General features: G+C 56.3%; 6 protein-coding genes. 5 read left to right on the top strand and 1 reads right to left on the bottom strand.

Going from position 1 to position 15,693, the window contains the following annotated elements; genetic code table 11:
- The first annotated feature begins 198 nt into the window (after positions 1–198).
- Genes AC13EY_RS14280 through AC13EY_RS14270 form a run of 3 tightly spaced genes read left to right on the top strand, consistent with a single transcriptional unit; the run spans position 199 to position 10,242 of the window.
- Positions 199–1,671: an ATP-binding protein gene (locus AC13EY_RS14280; RefSeq protein ID WP_482877733.1), complete on the top strand. Its 1,473-nt coding sequence runs from the start codon at positions 199–201 to the stop codon at positions 1,669–1,671.
- 26 nt (positions 1,672–1,697) lie between these two features.
- Positions 1,698–8,138 (top strand): DEAD/DEAH box helicase, encoded by a 6,441-nt coding sequence (locus tag AC13EY_RS14275; RefSeq protein WP_482890421.1) that lies wholly within the window; start codon positions 1,698–1,700, stop codon positions 8,136–8,138.
- A 1-nt stretch (position 8,139) separates the two neighbouring features.
- On the top strand, positions 8,140–10,242 hold the full coding sequence (locus AC13EY_RS14270; protein ID WP_482877731.1) for a UvrD-helicase domain-containing protein: 2,103 nt from the start codon (positions 8,140–8,142) through the stop codon (positions 10,240–10,242).
- Between the two features lie 120 nt (positions 10,243–10,362).
- On the opposite strand, the gene AC13EY_RS14265 is transcribed toward AC13EY_RS14270, so the two are convergent.
- Positions 10,363–11,826, bottom strand: a complete 1,464-nt coding sequence (locus AC13EY_RS14265) for an Hsp70 family protein (RefSeq protein WP_482877729.1) — start codon at positions 11,824–11,826, stop codon at positions 10,363–10,365.
- Between the two features lie 278 nt (positions 11,827–12,104).
- On the opposite strand from AC13EY_RS14265, the gene AC13EY_RS14260 reads away from it, so the two are divergent.
- Together AC13EY_RS14260 and AC13EY_RS14255 are read left to right on the top strand one after the other, a co-directional pair.
- Positions 12,105–13,217 (top strand): metallophosphoesterase family protein, encoded by a 1,113-nt coding sequence (locus tag AC13EY_RS14260; RefSeq protein ID WP_482877727.1) that lies wholly within the window; start codon positions 12,105–12,107, stop codon positions 13,215–13,217.
- Positions 13,214–15,556: an AAA family ATPase gene (locus tag AC13EY_RS14255; RefSeq protein WP_482877725.1), complete on the top strand. Its 2,343-nt coding sequence runs from the start codon at positions 13,214–13,216 to the stop codon at positions 15,554–15,556. The genes AC13EY_RS14260 and AC13EY_RS14255 overlap by 4 nt, the downstream gene beginning before the upstream one ends.
- The last annotated feature ends 137 nt before the right edge of the window (positions 15,557–15,693 follow it).

Genomic DNA, 15,693 nt, shown 5'->3' with positions numbered 1-15,693 from the left:
TGCCCAGCGCGCTATCACAGAGCTTGATGCCGGCTTTCACTACGCATCCTAGACGGCTGAGGTGCTCAAAATTTGGGCATCGATACCCATTTTTAATGGTTAAAGCTCTTTCCTGCATCAGGTCGCTACATCGTTTCAATCCCTCTTGCGCGCTGCTAGACTCGGTTAAGGTAAAAACTTTTATATTAGGTGGCGGTGGTGGCTCAAAGCGCGGAGTGGCGGTTCTATGGCAGACATCTTGAGCTGGAGCAGATGCAGCGAATTCTGGCGCGTAGGCGCTGGTTTTTTCTGCAGATTTCCGGGCGGCGGCGCATCGGCAAGACCGCTCTGATCCAGCAAGCGCTGAAAGCGCGCGGCCAGAACAAGACGCTGTATATCCAGATACCGGACTCTGATGCCGTTGGGGTAGTGGCTGCCTGCAATGGCTACTTGGAAACCTTCGGTCTGCAGCGACGGGTGAAAAGCCTTGCGGATATTGCCACCCTGATCGAAGAGCTGGTTCGCCAGGGCTATGTGGTTGCTCTGGATGAGTTTCAGTACTTTCACCGCAAGCAGTTGAGTGATTTCTGCTCCTACCTGCAGGCCGCGGTGGACCGTCTGGCTGCGGCTGAAGCCAAGGACGTTTCCGGTGGGTTGATTGTGCTGGGTTCGCTGCACGCTGAAATGACTGCCTTGCTGGAGGATCGCGATGCGCCGCTATTCAACCGGACGACTGACACCATAGAGCTGACCCATCTGGATGTGCGCTCCATCCTTGAAATCCTTGAGTCGCATGCAGATACGGATCCCGACAGGTTGCTGTTTCTCTGGAATCTGTTTGAGGGGGTACCCAAGTTTTACCGGGATGCTTATGAGCAAGGTGTTCTGTCGGCCTCACGAAGCGAGCTGCTGGCGCGGTTGTTCTTTGCCAGCTCTTCGCCATTGCGCAATGAGGCCGACAACTGGTTCCTGCGCGAGCTGCGTGGGCGCTATGACATGGTGCTGCAGTATCTCTCGGCTCATCCCGGTTGCAGCAACGCCGATATCGAGGCGGCCTTGGCGGATATTTCGGGCCCGGGCGAGGTGAAGCAGGTGGGCGGGTATCTGAAGGTGCTGGCTGAGCGCTACCAGATGATAGAGCGGCGTTTGCCGGTCTTTGCGCGAGCCAAGGCGCGTTCAGGGCGGTATTACATCAAGGACAACTTCCTGCGTGCCTGGTTAGGCGCTTTGCAAAAGCCGGTAGCTGCTTCGGCCTTTCGCCCGCTTGAGCAATTGATCAGTCAGGCGGATCAACGGCTCTGTGAGGTGGAAGGGCATGCCCTGGAAGATCTGGTGGCACAGATTTACGAGGAGCACAGCCGACTCGGCATTGGCTCCTTTCCGCTGACTGAACGGGTGTCGGGTTATTGGGATCGGGCCGATGTTGAAATTGACCTAGTGGCCATGAACGAGGATGAGCGTTGCATCCGTTTTGGCAGCTGCAAGCGTAATGCTGACAAACTGCCAGGCTCGATCGCAGGGTTAAAACATGCCGCGGGTCGATTTCTGGCGGTGCAAAAACGTTTTGCAGGCTGGTCGGTTGAATATGCAGCTATTGCACCCACCATCCCGGACGAGCTGAGACGACAGCTGGAGGCAGAGGGTGTGGTGCCCCAGAGCCTGTCGGACTTGATTGCGGTTTATCACACCTGATACGGAACAACGAATAAGGATATTTCATGATCCCCGGTTTGCTGGCCACTGAAGTTGCCGCCGCCCTGCGCGAGTTTATTGTTACCGGTTTCGAGACCGAAACCGAGCCGTTCCGCGGTGAGTTTCGTCGGCTGGTTGAAGAACAGCAGGACGGAGAGGCCTTCATCAAGGGGCCTTACGTTTCCATCGGGCTGCCGTTTCTTGCTGGTTCGGCGGGGCGGGATTTTTTCAGCAGTTTTGAAACCGAATACCCGCCCTATGCTCATCAGGAGCAGGCTTGGCAGCGGCTTGCCTCGGACAAGCAGGCGGCCAACACGCTGGTTGCCACCGGCACTGGCTCCGGTAAAACTGAATGTTTCATGTATCCGGTGCTGGATCACTGTCAGCGCCATGCCGCGCCTGGCATCAAGGCCATCGTTATCTATCCGATGAACGCACTGGCTACCGACCAGGCGAAGCGCTTTGCCAGGGAGATTCAGCGCCAGCCTGCCCTAAAGGGCGTTCGCGTTGGCCTGTTTGTTGGCGGAGATAGTCACGGTACCAAGGTAATGGGGCCGGAGCAGGTGATTACCGACAAGGAGACCCTGCGAAACAGCCCGCCCGATATTCTGCTGACCAACTACAAGATGCTCGATTATCTGTTGATGCGTCCGCAGGATCAGAAACTTTGGACGCATAACCAATCGGACACGCTTAAGTACCTGGTCGTCGACGAGCTGCATACGTTTGATGGCGCGCAGGGCACGGACTTGTCGTTGCTCATTCGGCGTTTGCGAGCGCGCTTTGACATGCAGCCAGAGCAGTTGGTCTGTGTCGGTACCTCTGCAACCTTGGGTGGTGAGGATAGTGTCAGTGGCTTGCTGCACTACGCTGCTGATATTTTCTCCAGCCCTTTCACGCGCGACGCGGTGATTGCCGAGCAGCGGCAGAGCGATGTCGAGTTTCTCGATAATTTGGGGTTTCTCAATCTCAATCCCCAAATTGGCCCCGGCGAGTTGGCGCAGGCCCTTGCTGAGGGGTTGCAACCGTATTTGCTGGCGGCTTACCAGTTGTACTTCTGCAAGCAGCCTGAAGTCGATTTGGCCACCAAGGCCGGAAGGGTGCTGTTGGGCAGGGAGCTCAAGCAGCATGGGCAACTGGCCAATCTGCTGCGGCAGTTAAAACTGCTGGGCGGTACGCCGCGCTGTCGTGAGTTGCTGGGCAAGTTGGCGGGGCAGGTCCCCAAGCAATTCGAGCGTCAGCCGGAACAGGTGCTGATTGCTTTGCTGGCGCTGATGGCGCATGCGCGCAGCGAAGTGGGTTTGCCCTTTGTGCAGTTGCGCCTGCAGCTTTGGTCTCGCGAGCTGCGTCGTATCGTCGGCACGCTGCGGGAGCCGGGCTCCGCGCCTGTTAATGGCGACGATGGCAAGGGCCTGCAGGCAACCCAGCCTCCGTTATTGGCGTTTGGTGATGACAAGCCGCCAAAGGATCAGCAGCAGGTACGTTTACCCCTGGTGCAGTGCCGGGAATGCCATGGCACAGCCTGGCTGACCCGCATGGAGCTGAGTCATCCGACTGACCAGTTTGTTGAGACGGAGCTGCAGAGCATCTACAGCAGCTTCTTCGGCCAGCATGCGGAAACCGCGTTGCTGATGCCGTGGCATGAAGGCGCTCGCCAGTCTCCGGCGGGCCTGCATCTTGATCACTTCAAAGTATGCCGTTGTTGTGGTCGCACCGCTGGGCTCGATTACCGAGGTACCTGCAAGGGCTGTCAGGCAAGCAACGACATGCTGGTGCGTGTCAGCAAACCGCACCTGCTGAAAGAGGTGACCTGGGATAACGTGAACCGGGTGGTTCATGAGCACAACTGTCCTTATTGCAGCGCCAGTTCTGCGTTGGTGGTGTTTGGTGCGCGGGCCGCGAGCCTCAGTGCGGTGGCTATTCATCAGCTTTTCAGCAGCCGCGATAATGATGACCGCAAGCTGCTGACGTTCAGTGACTCGGTTCAGGATGCTACCCACCGTGCCGGCTTTTTCGCTGCCCGAACCTGGCACAACAACGTGCGTATGGCATTGACCCAATTGCTTGCCGCCCAAGAGGGGGCGCTACCGGTGCTGGAGCTGCCCGATGCATTCGAGGCCTATTGGCTGAATCATGATGGGCGCAATGGTCGGCTGGCGTTGCCGAAGTACCTGCGTGAGTTCATGCCGCCTGACAAGCGTTTCAGTGCCGATTTTGAACAGTTCGAGCAGACGGGGGGGGTGAGCAAGCCAGAGCGCCTGCTGAAGCTGATACGCGAGCGTATGTTGTGGCAACTGCTCGAAGATCTTGGTTGGCGTGCGCATGTCGGGCGCTCCCTCAACCGGTTGGGTATTGCCGCTCTGGACTGGCCGGCAGACAGCATTGCCACGGCGGCGCAGCAATGGCGGGCTACTGTAGCCGATACTCTGGGTTACCAGCTGGATGCCGAGGCAGCGTCGGGCGTGATGCTGGGCCTAGTGCAGCATCTGGTGTATCTGGGCGCGTTCGGCCTGAAGGATCTGGAATCTTATAGGCTGAAGTCGGGTAAGGCCTTCTTGCTCTCCTTTATCGATTACGTGCCCCTTCTGGGGCCGGGATCTCCTAGACCGAAGTATCCTGCCCTGGCCAAAGGTGATGGCTACGAACAGATCGGTAGCAGCAACGCATCCCGTTCCTGGTATGAAAACTGGCTTGCCTGTCTGAACCCGGATGCCTTGGTTGATCGCATGCAGGCTGAGCAGGTGCTGGTTGCCGCCCTGGATGCATTGTGCTCGGTTGAGATAGCGCAGTCTGAGGTGAATGAGAAAGGGGGAAGGCTCTGGTCGCTCCGGCCTGAAGGCCTGACGGTGACGACCGATGTGCAGGCTACCGAGTGTGCCGGGTATCGGCCGCAACATGTGGCTGCAGGTCAGGCGCGCAACTGGCTAGGGTTGCCGCTTATCAGTGCTGCCGCTCCGGACCTGCTCTATGAAAATTTGCTGCCGGTACGTGACAGTCTCTATCGCAACCTGTATCGCAACGGCGAGATTCATCGGGTGATCGCGCACGAGCACACGGGGTTGCTGAGCACCAGCGAGCGGGTGCGGGTCGAGAACAGCTTTATCAAGGGTGAGAAACCCTGGGAATACAACTTGCTGTCGGCTACACCCACGCTTGAGATGGGTATCGACATTGGCGACTTGTCCAGTGTGCTGCTGTGTTCTGTCCCGCCGGCGCAGGCCAACTATTTGCAACGTGTGGGGCGTGGCGGCCGCAAGGACGGTAATTCCTTTGTGCTGACGGTTGCCAATGGTCGCCCTCACGATCTGGTTTTCTACGCCGATCCGGCTCGAATGCTGGACACGCCTGTGGAACCACCGGCGGTGTTTCTGAAGGCTCGGCATGTGCTAAGGCGCCAGCTGCTGGCGTACGGTATGGATTGCTGGACACTGATTGCCAAGGGCGATAACCAGATTCCGCATACGATGCAGCCTGTGCTGGACGCGGTGGAAAAGGAGCAGGAAGACCGCTTTCCGTACACGTTGCTGAACTATCTCAAGCACAACATGCAGGAGATCTGGGACGGTTTTAGCGGGCATGTGGCTACAGAACTTAGTGGCGCTGACCTTGAGTTGTTGCGACAGTATTTGTTTGGTGGGCCGCAACACCAAGATGATCACTTGCGGCTGTACGTTCTTGGGCGGCTGAAAGTTGTGGCCGACGAGCGCAAGGCCATGGCCCTCGCTATCAAGGAGCTTGAGCGCCAGATTGAGAAGCTGAAAAAGCAGCCGCAAGACGAGCCGACGATGGAAGAGTTGGTCGAATTAGAGCGTGAGGCGGCTGGCTACCGCACCATGCGCACGCGGTTCAATAAACGTGAGGTTCTGAACTTCTTCACTGATGAGGGGTTGCTGCCCAACTACGCCTTCCCGGAGGAAGGTACTACGCTGCATTCGGTCATCTTCCGCTCCGACAAGCCGGTTAAAGATGGCGCAGAGATCGAGTTCGTAAAGCGCGAATATGAATACCAGCGGCCCGCTCAGGCGGCGCTGACCGAGCTGGCACCTGAGTCGATTTTTTACGCGGGCAACCGCAAGGTCAAAATCTCGCGGGTAGAAACCGCCAAAGGGCGAAATATTCAGGATTGGCGTTTCTGTCCACGTTGCCATTATTCCGCTGCGGCAGACGTTCCGGGCTCCGGGTTTTCGGAGAAGACATGCCCCCGTTGCCATACCAGCCAATGGGGCGATGCCAGTGCCCGCACCAAGATGTTGAAAATGACGCAGGTCTACGCGTTCACCAACCTTAAGGATGCGCAGCTGGACGACCGCTCGGATGATCGGGAGCCGGTGTTTTTTAACAAACAGATGCTGATCGACTTCAAGCCGTCTGATGTCGCAATCACCTGGGTCCTTGATGACAAGGACCGACCTTTCGGTTTTGAGTTTATTCGGAGCTGTGACTTCCTGGAGGTGAACTTCGGGCGTCGGCAAGGTGAAGAAGTATTTTTTGACGTCGCTGGCGAGCATATCCAGCGCTCGGGCTTTCCGATTTGCCGTGAATGTGGCTCGGTGCAAAGCAAGAAGGCTGCCTCTGGCAAAAAGGAAGCGGTCCACCTCAAGTCCTGCAGTTACTCGCGCGGGATCAAAAAGACCGCCGACGGCAAGGAAGATAACGGGTTGGAGAACTGCCTTTATCTGTATCGCCGGTTTTCGTCTGAAGCGCTGCGCATATTGTTGCCGCGGCTGTCTACCGGGGGCACTGACGAGCAGGTCAACTCGTTTGTTGCCGCGCTGCAGCTAGGCCTCAAGCGCCGATTTGGTGGCAAGGTTGACCACTTGCGCGTTGCCTACATGAGCGAGCCAGTGGGCGAGACCGACGAGCGTCGACACTTCATCGTGCTCTACGATTCTGTGCCCGGCGGAACCGGTTATTTACACGAGCTACTCAGCCGAGCTGAAAACATGCAGTCGGTGTTTCGCATGGCGTATGACGTCATGAAGGATTGCGACTGTTACGGCAACACGATGGATGGCTGTTACCGTTGTTTGCTGGAGTATCGAAACGCCTACGGGATGGATAGCACCAGCAAGGCTTTGGCGCTTGAAATGCTTAAGGATGTGGTTGAAACCCAGGCAAGCTGGGTGCAAGACGACGAAGGGCTGAGCGCACGAGCAAGCAACCCCTGGGTGGATAGTGAGCTGGAGGCTCGATTCCCTGAAGCGCTTGCGCGTTTCACCGGGCAGGACTGCGTGGCCGGGCAAAAGGTTGCCGTTTTCCAGGATGTGGTGCGTGGCAAGCACGGTTATCGACTGAGCATTGGCGATGTTGCTTACGAAATGGAACCGCAGGTAGATCTGGGTATGGCCCAGGGGGTGCAGTTTGCCAGCCGGCCGGATTTTGTTTTGTGGCCTGTACGCAAAGGGCTGCGAGCGGTCGCAGTGTTTCTGGATGGATATAGCTTCCATGCGGAAAACGTCAGCCAGGATCTGCTCAAGCGTCAGGCGCTGATGCGTGCGGGTTTTGTCGTCTGGACGCTCAACTGGTATGACATTAATCAGGCGATGGGTGACAAGGCCATGGATGTGCCTTTGCCTACCGGACTGACAACGCCGGAACAACACCACCAGGCTATTGCTGGGTTGCTTAAACTGGCCGGCGCACAGAGTAAAGCACTGTTTCTCGGCATGACTCCATTTGAGCTGCTTTTGTGTTTCCTTGCTGACCAGGACACAGCGTTGCTGGGGCAGCAGGCGCTGTTCTTCGTACTGCAGTGTTTACCAGCGAAAGGCCTGGCTGACACCGGCGTCAAAGAAGACGTACTGCAAAGTCTGCAGGGGTTGCCGGCCAGTTTTACCGATTTGCTACCGGACCCCGTTGCACTGGCTGGCACCGTCCAGTTTGCGAATGAGCAGCGAAGTGCTTGCCTCTCTATAAGCTTGCTGGCGGGGGCGGATTTGGTCCGCTCGGTTGACATGGGCAAGGCGATGGTTTCCGTCTGCTACGACGTGAAAAAGGGAGCAGAAGAGTCTGCACGCTACCAGTGGCAGCGTTTCTGGTGCGTGGTCAATTTCCTGCAGTTTTTGCCGGTTATGTACGCATGGACTCCGGATTCAAAGGCGAGTGGTATTGCTGCTGGTTTGATTTGGGAGCAGCACACTGCGTCTGCCGCTGTGCCGGAGCTTAGGCCAACAGGCACGCCTGATTGGTTTGCGTTGCTGGAAGAGGAGCTTCTGCAGCAATTGCTCGCTGTTGATATTGACTGGCCTGGGGATGTGCAGGTCGCCGAGGAGGTTCTTGCTGGCGACCCGGAGGCTGTCGTGGGTGAGGCTGAGCTGCTGTTTCCTTCACAAAAAGTCGCGTTATTGCTACCCGACGTAGAGGACCAGGTCGCAGCTGGCCCTTATCTTGAAGCAGAAGGTTGGCAGATCTGCCATTCGGTAGAAGAGCTGGCTGGATTATTTGAACAACTGAACTCGGGAGCTTGATATGGCCAGCGTTGCATTCTCGGAAAAGTACTTTGAGAGCCTGCTCAAGTTGACGCCGAACGAACAGAGTCAGGCTAATAAAGCGGTCATGCTGTTTCAGCAGGATCGCAGCCACTCTGGCCTGAATTACGAGAAGTTGACTGCATTCAGAGACAGTAAGCTTCGCTCCATCCGAGCGAATCAGGATGTGCGGATCATTCTTGCTGCTGCAGAGCAGGACGATCTGTATCTGATGTTGTACGTCGATCATCATGACTCGGCGTATAAATGGGCTGAAAAACGCAAGGTAGAGATCAACCCTAATACCGGCAGTATTCAGGTGTTTACCGTCGAGGAGTCTACCCTGGCGGCGGCCCCTGGCGCTTCTGATAGCGCTGCAACCGGCGTTTTTGATGGTTTTCGTGATCGTCAATTGCTCCAGCTCGGCGTGCCGGAGGAAGCGCTCGGACTGGTACGCACCTTTCGATCGGAAGGTGATCTTGAGCAGGCTCTGGCCACTGAGCAACTGCCGCGTGACGCTCACGATGGTCTGTTCATGTTGATGGCCGGGGCGAGCTTTGAGGAGGCTTATCAGGAGGTCGTTCCCAAAGCACCCGATGCGGTCGATACCGAAGACTTTGCAGCCGCACTGGCGCGTCCGGAGTCGCGAGCTCACTTTACGGTGGCCGACAATGAAGACGCTTTGCAGCAGGTTCTGAGCCAGTCTATCGAGAAGTGGCGAGTGTTTTTGCATCCGGCTCAGCGACGTTTGGTCGAGGGGAACAAGAGTGGGCCTGTTCGTGTTTTGGGCGGCGCTGGTACTGGCAAGACGGTTGTCGCGATGCACCGGGCCAAATGGTTGGCGGAGCATGTGGCATCAGACAGTCGCAAGGTTCTGTTTACCACCTTTACTCGCAATTTGGCGGCTGACATCCAGCACAATCTGAACAAAATCTGCAGCAGTGAAGAGCTGGCACGCATCGAGGTGCAAAACCTGGATGCTTGGGTCATGGGTTTCCTCAAAAAGCAGGGCTATGACTATGGACTTCTCCTTGACGCACAGCTTGAGCGTCAGCTGTGGGAGGAGGCTTATTCGGAGAAGCCGGCTAGCGCAGACCTTACCATGGCGTTTTTTCAGGAGGAGTGGTCCAGAGTTATTCAGCCACAATCAGTGTGTAGCCTGGATGAATATAAAAAGGCGTCTCGTATCGGCCGCGGCACTCGGCTGAATCGTCAGCAGCGGGTCGATATATGGCCGGTATTTGAGCGCTACAGACATCTGCTGGGAAGTAATCACCTCAAGGAAACTGACGACGCCTATCGCGATGCGCGTGAATTGTTGACGCATAACGCTGAGCTGAAGCCGTCGCTGTGCAGTGTGATTGTGGACGAAGCCCAGGACATGGGCTCACAAGCGTTCCAGTTGCTGCGGGCTTTGATTCCTCCTGCAGAGAATGACCTGTTCATTGTCGGCGATGGACATCAGCGGATTTATGGCAAGAACAAGGTGGTGCTGGGGCAGTGCGGCATTGATATCCGTGGGCGCAGCGCTCGTCTGAAAATCAATTACCGAACCACGGATGAGACTCGCAAGCTGGCGGTGAGCATTCTGGAAGGAGTTGACGTAGATGACCTTGATGGCGGTCTCGATTCCCATGCGTTTTATCACTCACTTGTGCACGGACCAGCGCCTGAAGTCCGCTGCTTTAACAATTCGGAAGAGCAGGTAAAGCAGGTGCTGGCGGACCTCTTGAGCTGCGGTCTTGCAGCCGATGCTTGTTGCGTCATAGCGCGAACACGTAAAGAGCTGCTTAACCTCCAGGCGCTGTTTGAGGCGAACCAGCAACCCTGCCACTTGATGGATGGTCGCAGCATGAAAACGCCTGAGGGCAGCTTGAATCTGGCGACGATGCACAGGGTAAAGGGGCTGGAGTTCGACGGGGTGTTTGTGCTTTCGGTCAACAAGGGAGTGGTTCCCCTTGAATATTTGCTTGAAACAGCAGCGGACCCAGTTACCCGACGACAGCGCGAAGATGAGGAGCGTGCGCTTCTCTACGTCAGCCTGACTCGTGCGCGAAAACTGGCCTTCGTCTATGGATATGGCGTTATGAGTCGTTGGTTTTAGTGCTGACGCCAAAGGCCCGGCCTGAACGCATAGCCAATCTGTCCGCTATGCAGTATTGCATGCTGCTAGTCGCGGCTTTTGATGCTTTAGGCCGGTTCTAATGGTGTGACGGGTGGCTCGCTACTCTTGAGTCATTGATGCGTGTACTGCCAGCCCGTCAACTACTCCCAGAGACGCATTGGCTGGAGCGAATTGGCAATCCGGAAATACCTGTTTTACTGCGGCGATAACATAGGTGGCCTGTGACATGCCTCCCGTAAGGAACAGCACTGGTCTATTGCTATGCAGTTCTTCGTTAACCTGGTGGAGTAGCGCCACGAATGAGCGCATAAATTTATCTGCGCCTTGTGCCAACTCAGCTTGCGTCGCTCGCGCCACTAAAAGGGGCTCGATGTAGTCAATCGCGCATTCAGATTGATGGTTTTGGCTTAGCTCGATCTTCAGTCTTTCAACGTCACGGTTTAGGCGAACGGTCATTCCTGGTTGTTGCAGCGCCAACAGACGCGATGCATAGGGTGGATCTATGTGCCTGAATTTGCGGTCGCGGAAATTTTTCTGCCTATTAAGATCACTCACCGATGCTGCATCTACAAAAACGGGTGCTAATAGCTTGGCGCAAGTCCCATGGCCAAATAGTGGCATCACGGTGCGCAGCGATAGCCCAAGGTCGACGTCCGTGCCGCCCTTTGGCTCACCCCACGTTTTCAATATGGTTGGACTTGGAGTGTTGCCGCCGACCTCCGCTAATGCAATGTCGGTTGTCCCTCCACCGATATCGATAATTAGGGCTGTATGCGCAGACGGTGATCGCGCATGGTACCCAACAGCCGCCGCGGAAGGCTCCGGTAGAAAGTCTACGTTATCAAAGCCGGCTTCTTTGGCTGCCTCTTGGAGAATTTGAACTGCTTGCTCTCCCATTGAACCCCTAAAACGGACGGGTCTGCCCAGGGTTGCTTGAGTTATCTGCTGCCCCAATTGTTCGCTGGCCTGCTCCCGGATGTGTTTGAGTATGCGTGTCACTATCGAGGTGATATAGCTACGTTGAGGTTTTGCTAAGCCAAAGCCAAGCATCGATTTTGGAGATTGAACCAACCTGCCTGACTCATAGATAAACAATGCATCAATAGCTTCCTCTCCAAATATGGCTGTATCCAGTTGAATGTCAGCGTCTTTGGCACTTGATATCTTGTCGCTAAGCCATTGGCGCTTGATGGCATTGATAGCTGAATTGCGAAGGTCTTGGTCGCTGCTTAAACGGGGCTTTGCAATCATCGCGCGCCGTTCAGCGAGATCGCTAGCATCGCTCTGTTCATCAGCTCTCGCTAGAGCTTCGATGGTTGCTATATCGCGTCTGTATTCTGCGAGCCGTTTGGCATATGAGGCCTTCGCTGCGCGTATAGTTTCAGAAATTTGCTGCTCATGACGTGCGGTAAGTTGAAAGCCCGTAAGGTCGACTGCCTTATCAGGAAAGAAGACGGAAGTCCGAAATTGTGTTTGATCGCTGAACATAATGTGTTCGATTTGGCCGTTTTTTACAGCTGCGGCGCAAGAGTAGCTAGTGCCGAAATCGATCCCTATCTTCATAAATGCATCCTTTCCTAGCAGTGCGATAAGGCGCCAATTTACCAAATAACCTATGATGATGCCGCGCATTTTGATAGTTGCGATAACTCAAGATTCTGGTTGCGGGCTAGGCTCTGTTTGGTGAGTAGTCATGCGACAGATCCTGCCCCAAAACTTTACCTGTACGAATAACCAATCTGGACGTCCCGGCGGTTGTTGCATAGGGTTCATGCTTGGCCAAATAGCCAGTAGGGTTTCGCCCGGCTGGCGCCACCCGCAGCAAGGAGAGCAAGAGGCTCATGGCTAGGATATTACACACCGCTGATTGGCAGATCGGTCGGCAGTACAGCAGATTCGAGGTGGAGGACGCTGTCGTGCTGGCTGCGGCACGTACCTCTACGGTTGAAAAAATTGCAGCGCTGGCTGTGGCTGAAAATGTTGATGCGGTGCTTGTGGCTGGGGATGTTTTTGATGCGCAGGGCGTCAGTGAGCTGACGATTCGGCGTTTATTCAACGCCACTGCCGCCTTCACCGGTCCTTGGGTAATGTTGCCCGGAAATCACGACGCAGCTCTGGCTGAAAGCGTCTGGGATCGGGCTGAGCGCATCGGTGCCATTCCAGCCAATGTGCATGTAATCAAAGACCCGGGTGTGCTGGTGCTGGAAGAACAACGCATTGCTGTTTTGGGCGCGCCATTGACCCAGCGTCAGACATACGATGATCTGACTGCCTGGTTTGACAGCGCGCAGACCCCAGCAGGGCTTCTACGAGTCGGGCTGGCGCATGGCAGCGTGCAGGGCTTGCTGCACGAGGATGTCGATTCCCACAACCCTATTGCTGCTGACCGCGCGGCAACCGCGCATCTTGATTATTTGGCTTTGGGCGACTGGCACGGATTCAAGCCGGTTGACCAACGCACGGTTTACAGTGGCACTCCGGAGCCCGACCGCTTCAAGGACAATGGGTCAGGTCAGGTTGTGTTGGTTGACTTGCCGGCCTTGGGCGAGCCACCGGTGCTGTCTACAAGGCAGGTAGGGCAGTTTATCTGGCTCCAATGGAGTGCTCACCTCGAAGTCGCCAGTGACTTGGATGTGCTGATCGAGCGCCTTCAAGAGCTGGAGCCCAATTCAGTGCTCAGTCTGAAAGCTTCAGGGCAGACCGATCTTGCTGGTCAGGCTCGTCTTCAGCGTGCGCTCGCGATCGCGCAGGCTCGCTGTCGTAGCGTCGACTGTGATGTTAAAGACTTGCGTCTTGAGCCCACAGACGAAGATATAGCCGCGTTGAGCGCAGACGGTTACCTAGGTGATGTTATTGCGGAGCTACGGGGCCGCGAGGGTGATTCCCAAGCCGCGAAGGATGCCCTCGTGCTGCTGGCCAGCTTGCTGAGCAAGGACGCGGAGGTGCAGGCATGAAGGTTCAATCCATACGTGTTGAGCAGTTGCGGCAGTTTCGCCAGCCGCTTGAAATTCGTGACCTCGGACCTGGGATCAACCTGTTCGTTGGCCCTAATGAGTCAGGCAAAAGCACTTTGGTTCGCGCGATTCGAGCCGCGTTTTTCGAACGATACAAGTCCAGCAGTGTTGAGGATCTGAGACCCTGGGGTGACTCCTCGGCAGCACCTGAAGTGGCGATCGAATTTGAGTGGCAGGGCGAGCACTGGAAACTCAACAAACGCTTTCTGCGGCAAAAACGGTGTGACTTGCAGATCGGAGGTCGATCTTGCAGTGGTGAGGAAGCGGAAGATCAGCTAAGTACTCTGTTGGGCTACGAATTCGCAGGCAGCGGTGCAAGCAAGCCTAAACATTGGGGAATTCCCGGTCTTTTGTGGGTAGAGCAGGGGCAGGGGCAGGAGATTGACGACGCGGTAGACAGTGCCGAGGCGCATTTGCAGTCGGCCCTTGGTGGGAATGTAAGCGAACTCACCAGCTCCATCGGCGATGCCATATTTGAGCGAGTGCGGGAGGAGCGCAACAAGCTCCGGACCGCGTCTACCGACAAGCCAACCGGTGAGCTTGCCAAGGCGATCAAGCAGGTTGCGGACCTAGAAAACTATCATGCTGAGCTACTAGACAAAGTTGATAGCTACCGCTTGCAGGTTGATCGTCTAGGGGACCTCCTGATTGCTCAAAAGCAGGATGACAGTAAACCTTGGTTGGCCTTCAGGGCCGATGCCAAGGCGGCAATGCAGAAGCTCGATGCAATTAAGGCTATGCAGAGCGAACAGGATCGAGAACGCCGTGAGTTGCAGCAGAATCAAGAGAGCCTGCGACTCTGCAGTGAAAGCCTGCAACACGGTTCCCAGCGCCAGGCGCTGCTGGTGGAGCGCCAGCATGAGCTAAGCGGTGCTACTAAGTCGCTGGCAGACAAACAGGCCCTAGAGCCATCTCTGTTGCAGCGTTTGCAGCAAGCGCAGAGTCAAAGCCATGCGGCGGGGGAACGGCTTAGGTTGGCCCGGCTGCAAGAGCAGCGTTGTGAACGGCAATCTGCCCTGCTGCTGCTTAAGAGCTCCTTGCATGATGCCGAGCAAAAGCTGGAGCAGGCGAAGTCTGAGACCGCGAGCTTGCTGCAGCAACGCGCGCAGCTGGCAGCCCTGGTTGTTGAACCGGCCGCGCTGAAGCAGTTAAAGGTGGTAGCGCAAGAACTGGATCGATTACAGATTCTGCAGCAAACAGCGGCTACTAGGTTGCGCTATCAATTCCATGCTGGGCAAGTTGCGAAACTTAATGGCGTAGCTCTCGAGGGCGCGTCGGAGCAGCTTTTGTCTGTTCCGGGCATATTGGAAATTGAAGGAGTTGGCCGGCTGGAAATATACCCGGGTGGCACCGACCTCGCGGTTACCGCTGAGCGTAAGCGGCAATACGAGCAGGATCGCCTTGCCCTCCTGGACCGGCTGGGGGCAGCGGATCTTCAGCAGGCTGAAGACAACGCGGTGCTGGCACAGAGGCTAGAGGGCGAAATCGGTAGTCTGCAGAAGGCTATTGCACAGCTGGCCCCCGATGGTATCGACGCATTGGCGCAAACAGTGCAATCCCTGCGGGAGCGTGCAGAGCACGCGCAAAACCAGCTTGACCAGATGCCCTCTGCAAGTGACAGCGACACCACTGTCGACCTGGCGCAGGAGCAGCTGAGCGATGCGACAGAACGGTTGAGCAGTCTCGAGTCAGCCTTGGTCGATCAGCGCCGTGAGGTCGCACTACTTGCGCAGCAGGTACAACACCTCAGCGGCGAGTGTGAGCGTCTACAACGCGAGGTGGATGACCCCGCAACCAGAGCTCGAGAAGAACAACTGCTTCAGCAATTGGGTATGTTGAAACTTGAGCAGCGGCGTCTGGAGCAGTCGCTGGAACAGCGTAGCCAGGAAATTCACGCAGCCCGTCCGGATATTTTGGAGCAGGACATCAAGCGGCTGGAGTTGAGTGCAGACGCCGCGGAGCACGCCAGCCGTCAGCGCGATAGGGAAATTCAGGACCTCAGGGTGCGTCTTGAAGTGATGGGGGCTGAGGGGCTTGAAGAGCAGAGCGCCGAAGTCCAAACCACGCTGCAAGCCGCTCGGGGGCGACTGGATGAACTCGAGCGCAGAGCGGATGCGCTTTCATTGCTGCAACGCTTGCTTCAGGAGAAGCGCCAAGAGTTAACTCAGCGCTTGCAGGCACCGCTGCAGAAACACCTGAATCACTATTTGCAGCTACTGTTTCCACAGGCCTCGCTGGTTGTCGATGAACACCTGAAACCTGTTCAGCTAGCACGTTGAACCGCCCCGGGTTTCGCGGAGGCTTCAACTCCTGAGAAGATGAAGCCATGAACAAGACAAACAAGTTTTCCCCTGAAGTCCGTGAACGAGCCGTGCGGATGGTGCAAGAGCATCGCGGCGACTATCCCTCGCTGTGG

The sequence above is a fragment of the Halopseudomonas sp. L-58 genome, assembly GCF_056859475.1.
The sequence above is the reverse complement of the archived record's forward strand: the minus strand, read 5'-3'. Positions and strand labels throughout refer to the sequence as shown.

Bases quoted from the DNA above. Each gene is read 5' to 3' on its own strand.
- AC13EY_RS14265 (WP_482877729.1), bottom strand. From the start codon at position 11,826: ATGAAGATAGGGATCGATTTCGGCACTAGCTACTCTTGCGCCGCAGCT.
- AC13EY_RS14270 (WP_482877731.1), top strand. From the start codon at position 8,140: ATGGCCAGCGTTGCATTCTCGGAAAAGTACTTTGAGAGCCTGCTCAAG.
- AC13EY_RS14260 (WP_482877727.1), top strand. From the start codon at position 12,105: ATGGCTAGGATATTACACACCGCTGATTGGCAGATCGGTCGGCAGTAC.
- AC13EY_RS14275 (WP_482890421.1), top strand. From the start codon at position 1,698: ATGATCCCCGGTTTGCTGGCCACTGAAGTTGCCGCCGCCCTGCGCGAG.
- AC13EY_RS14255 (WP_482877725.1), top strand. From the start codon at position 13,214: ATGAAGGTTCAATCCATACGTGTTGAGCAGTTGCGGCAGTTTCGCCAG.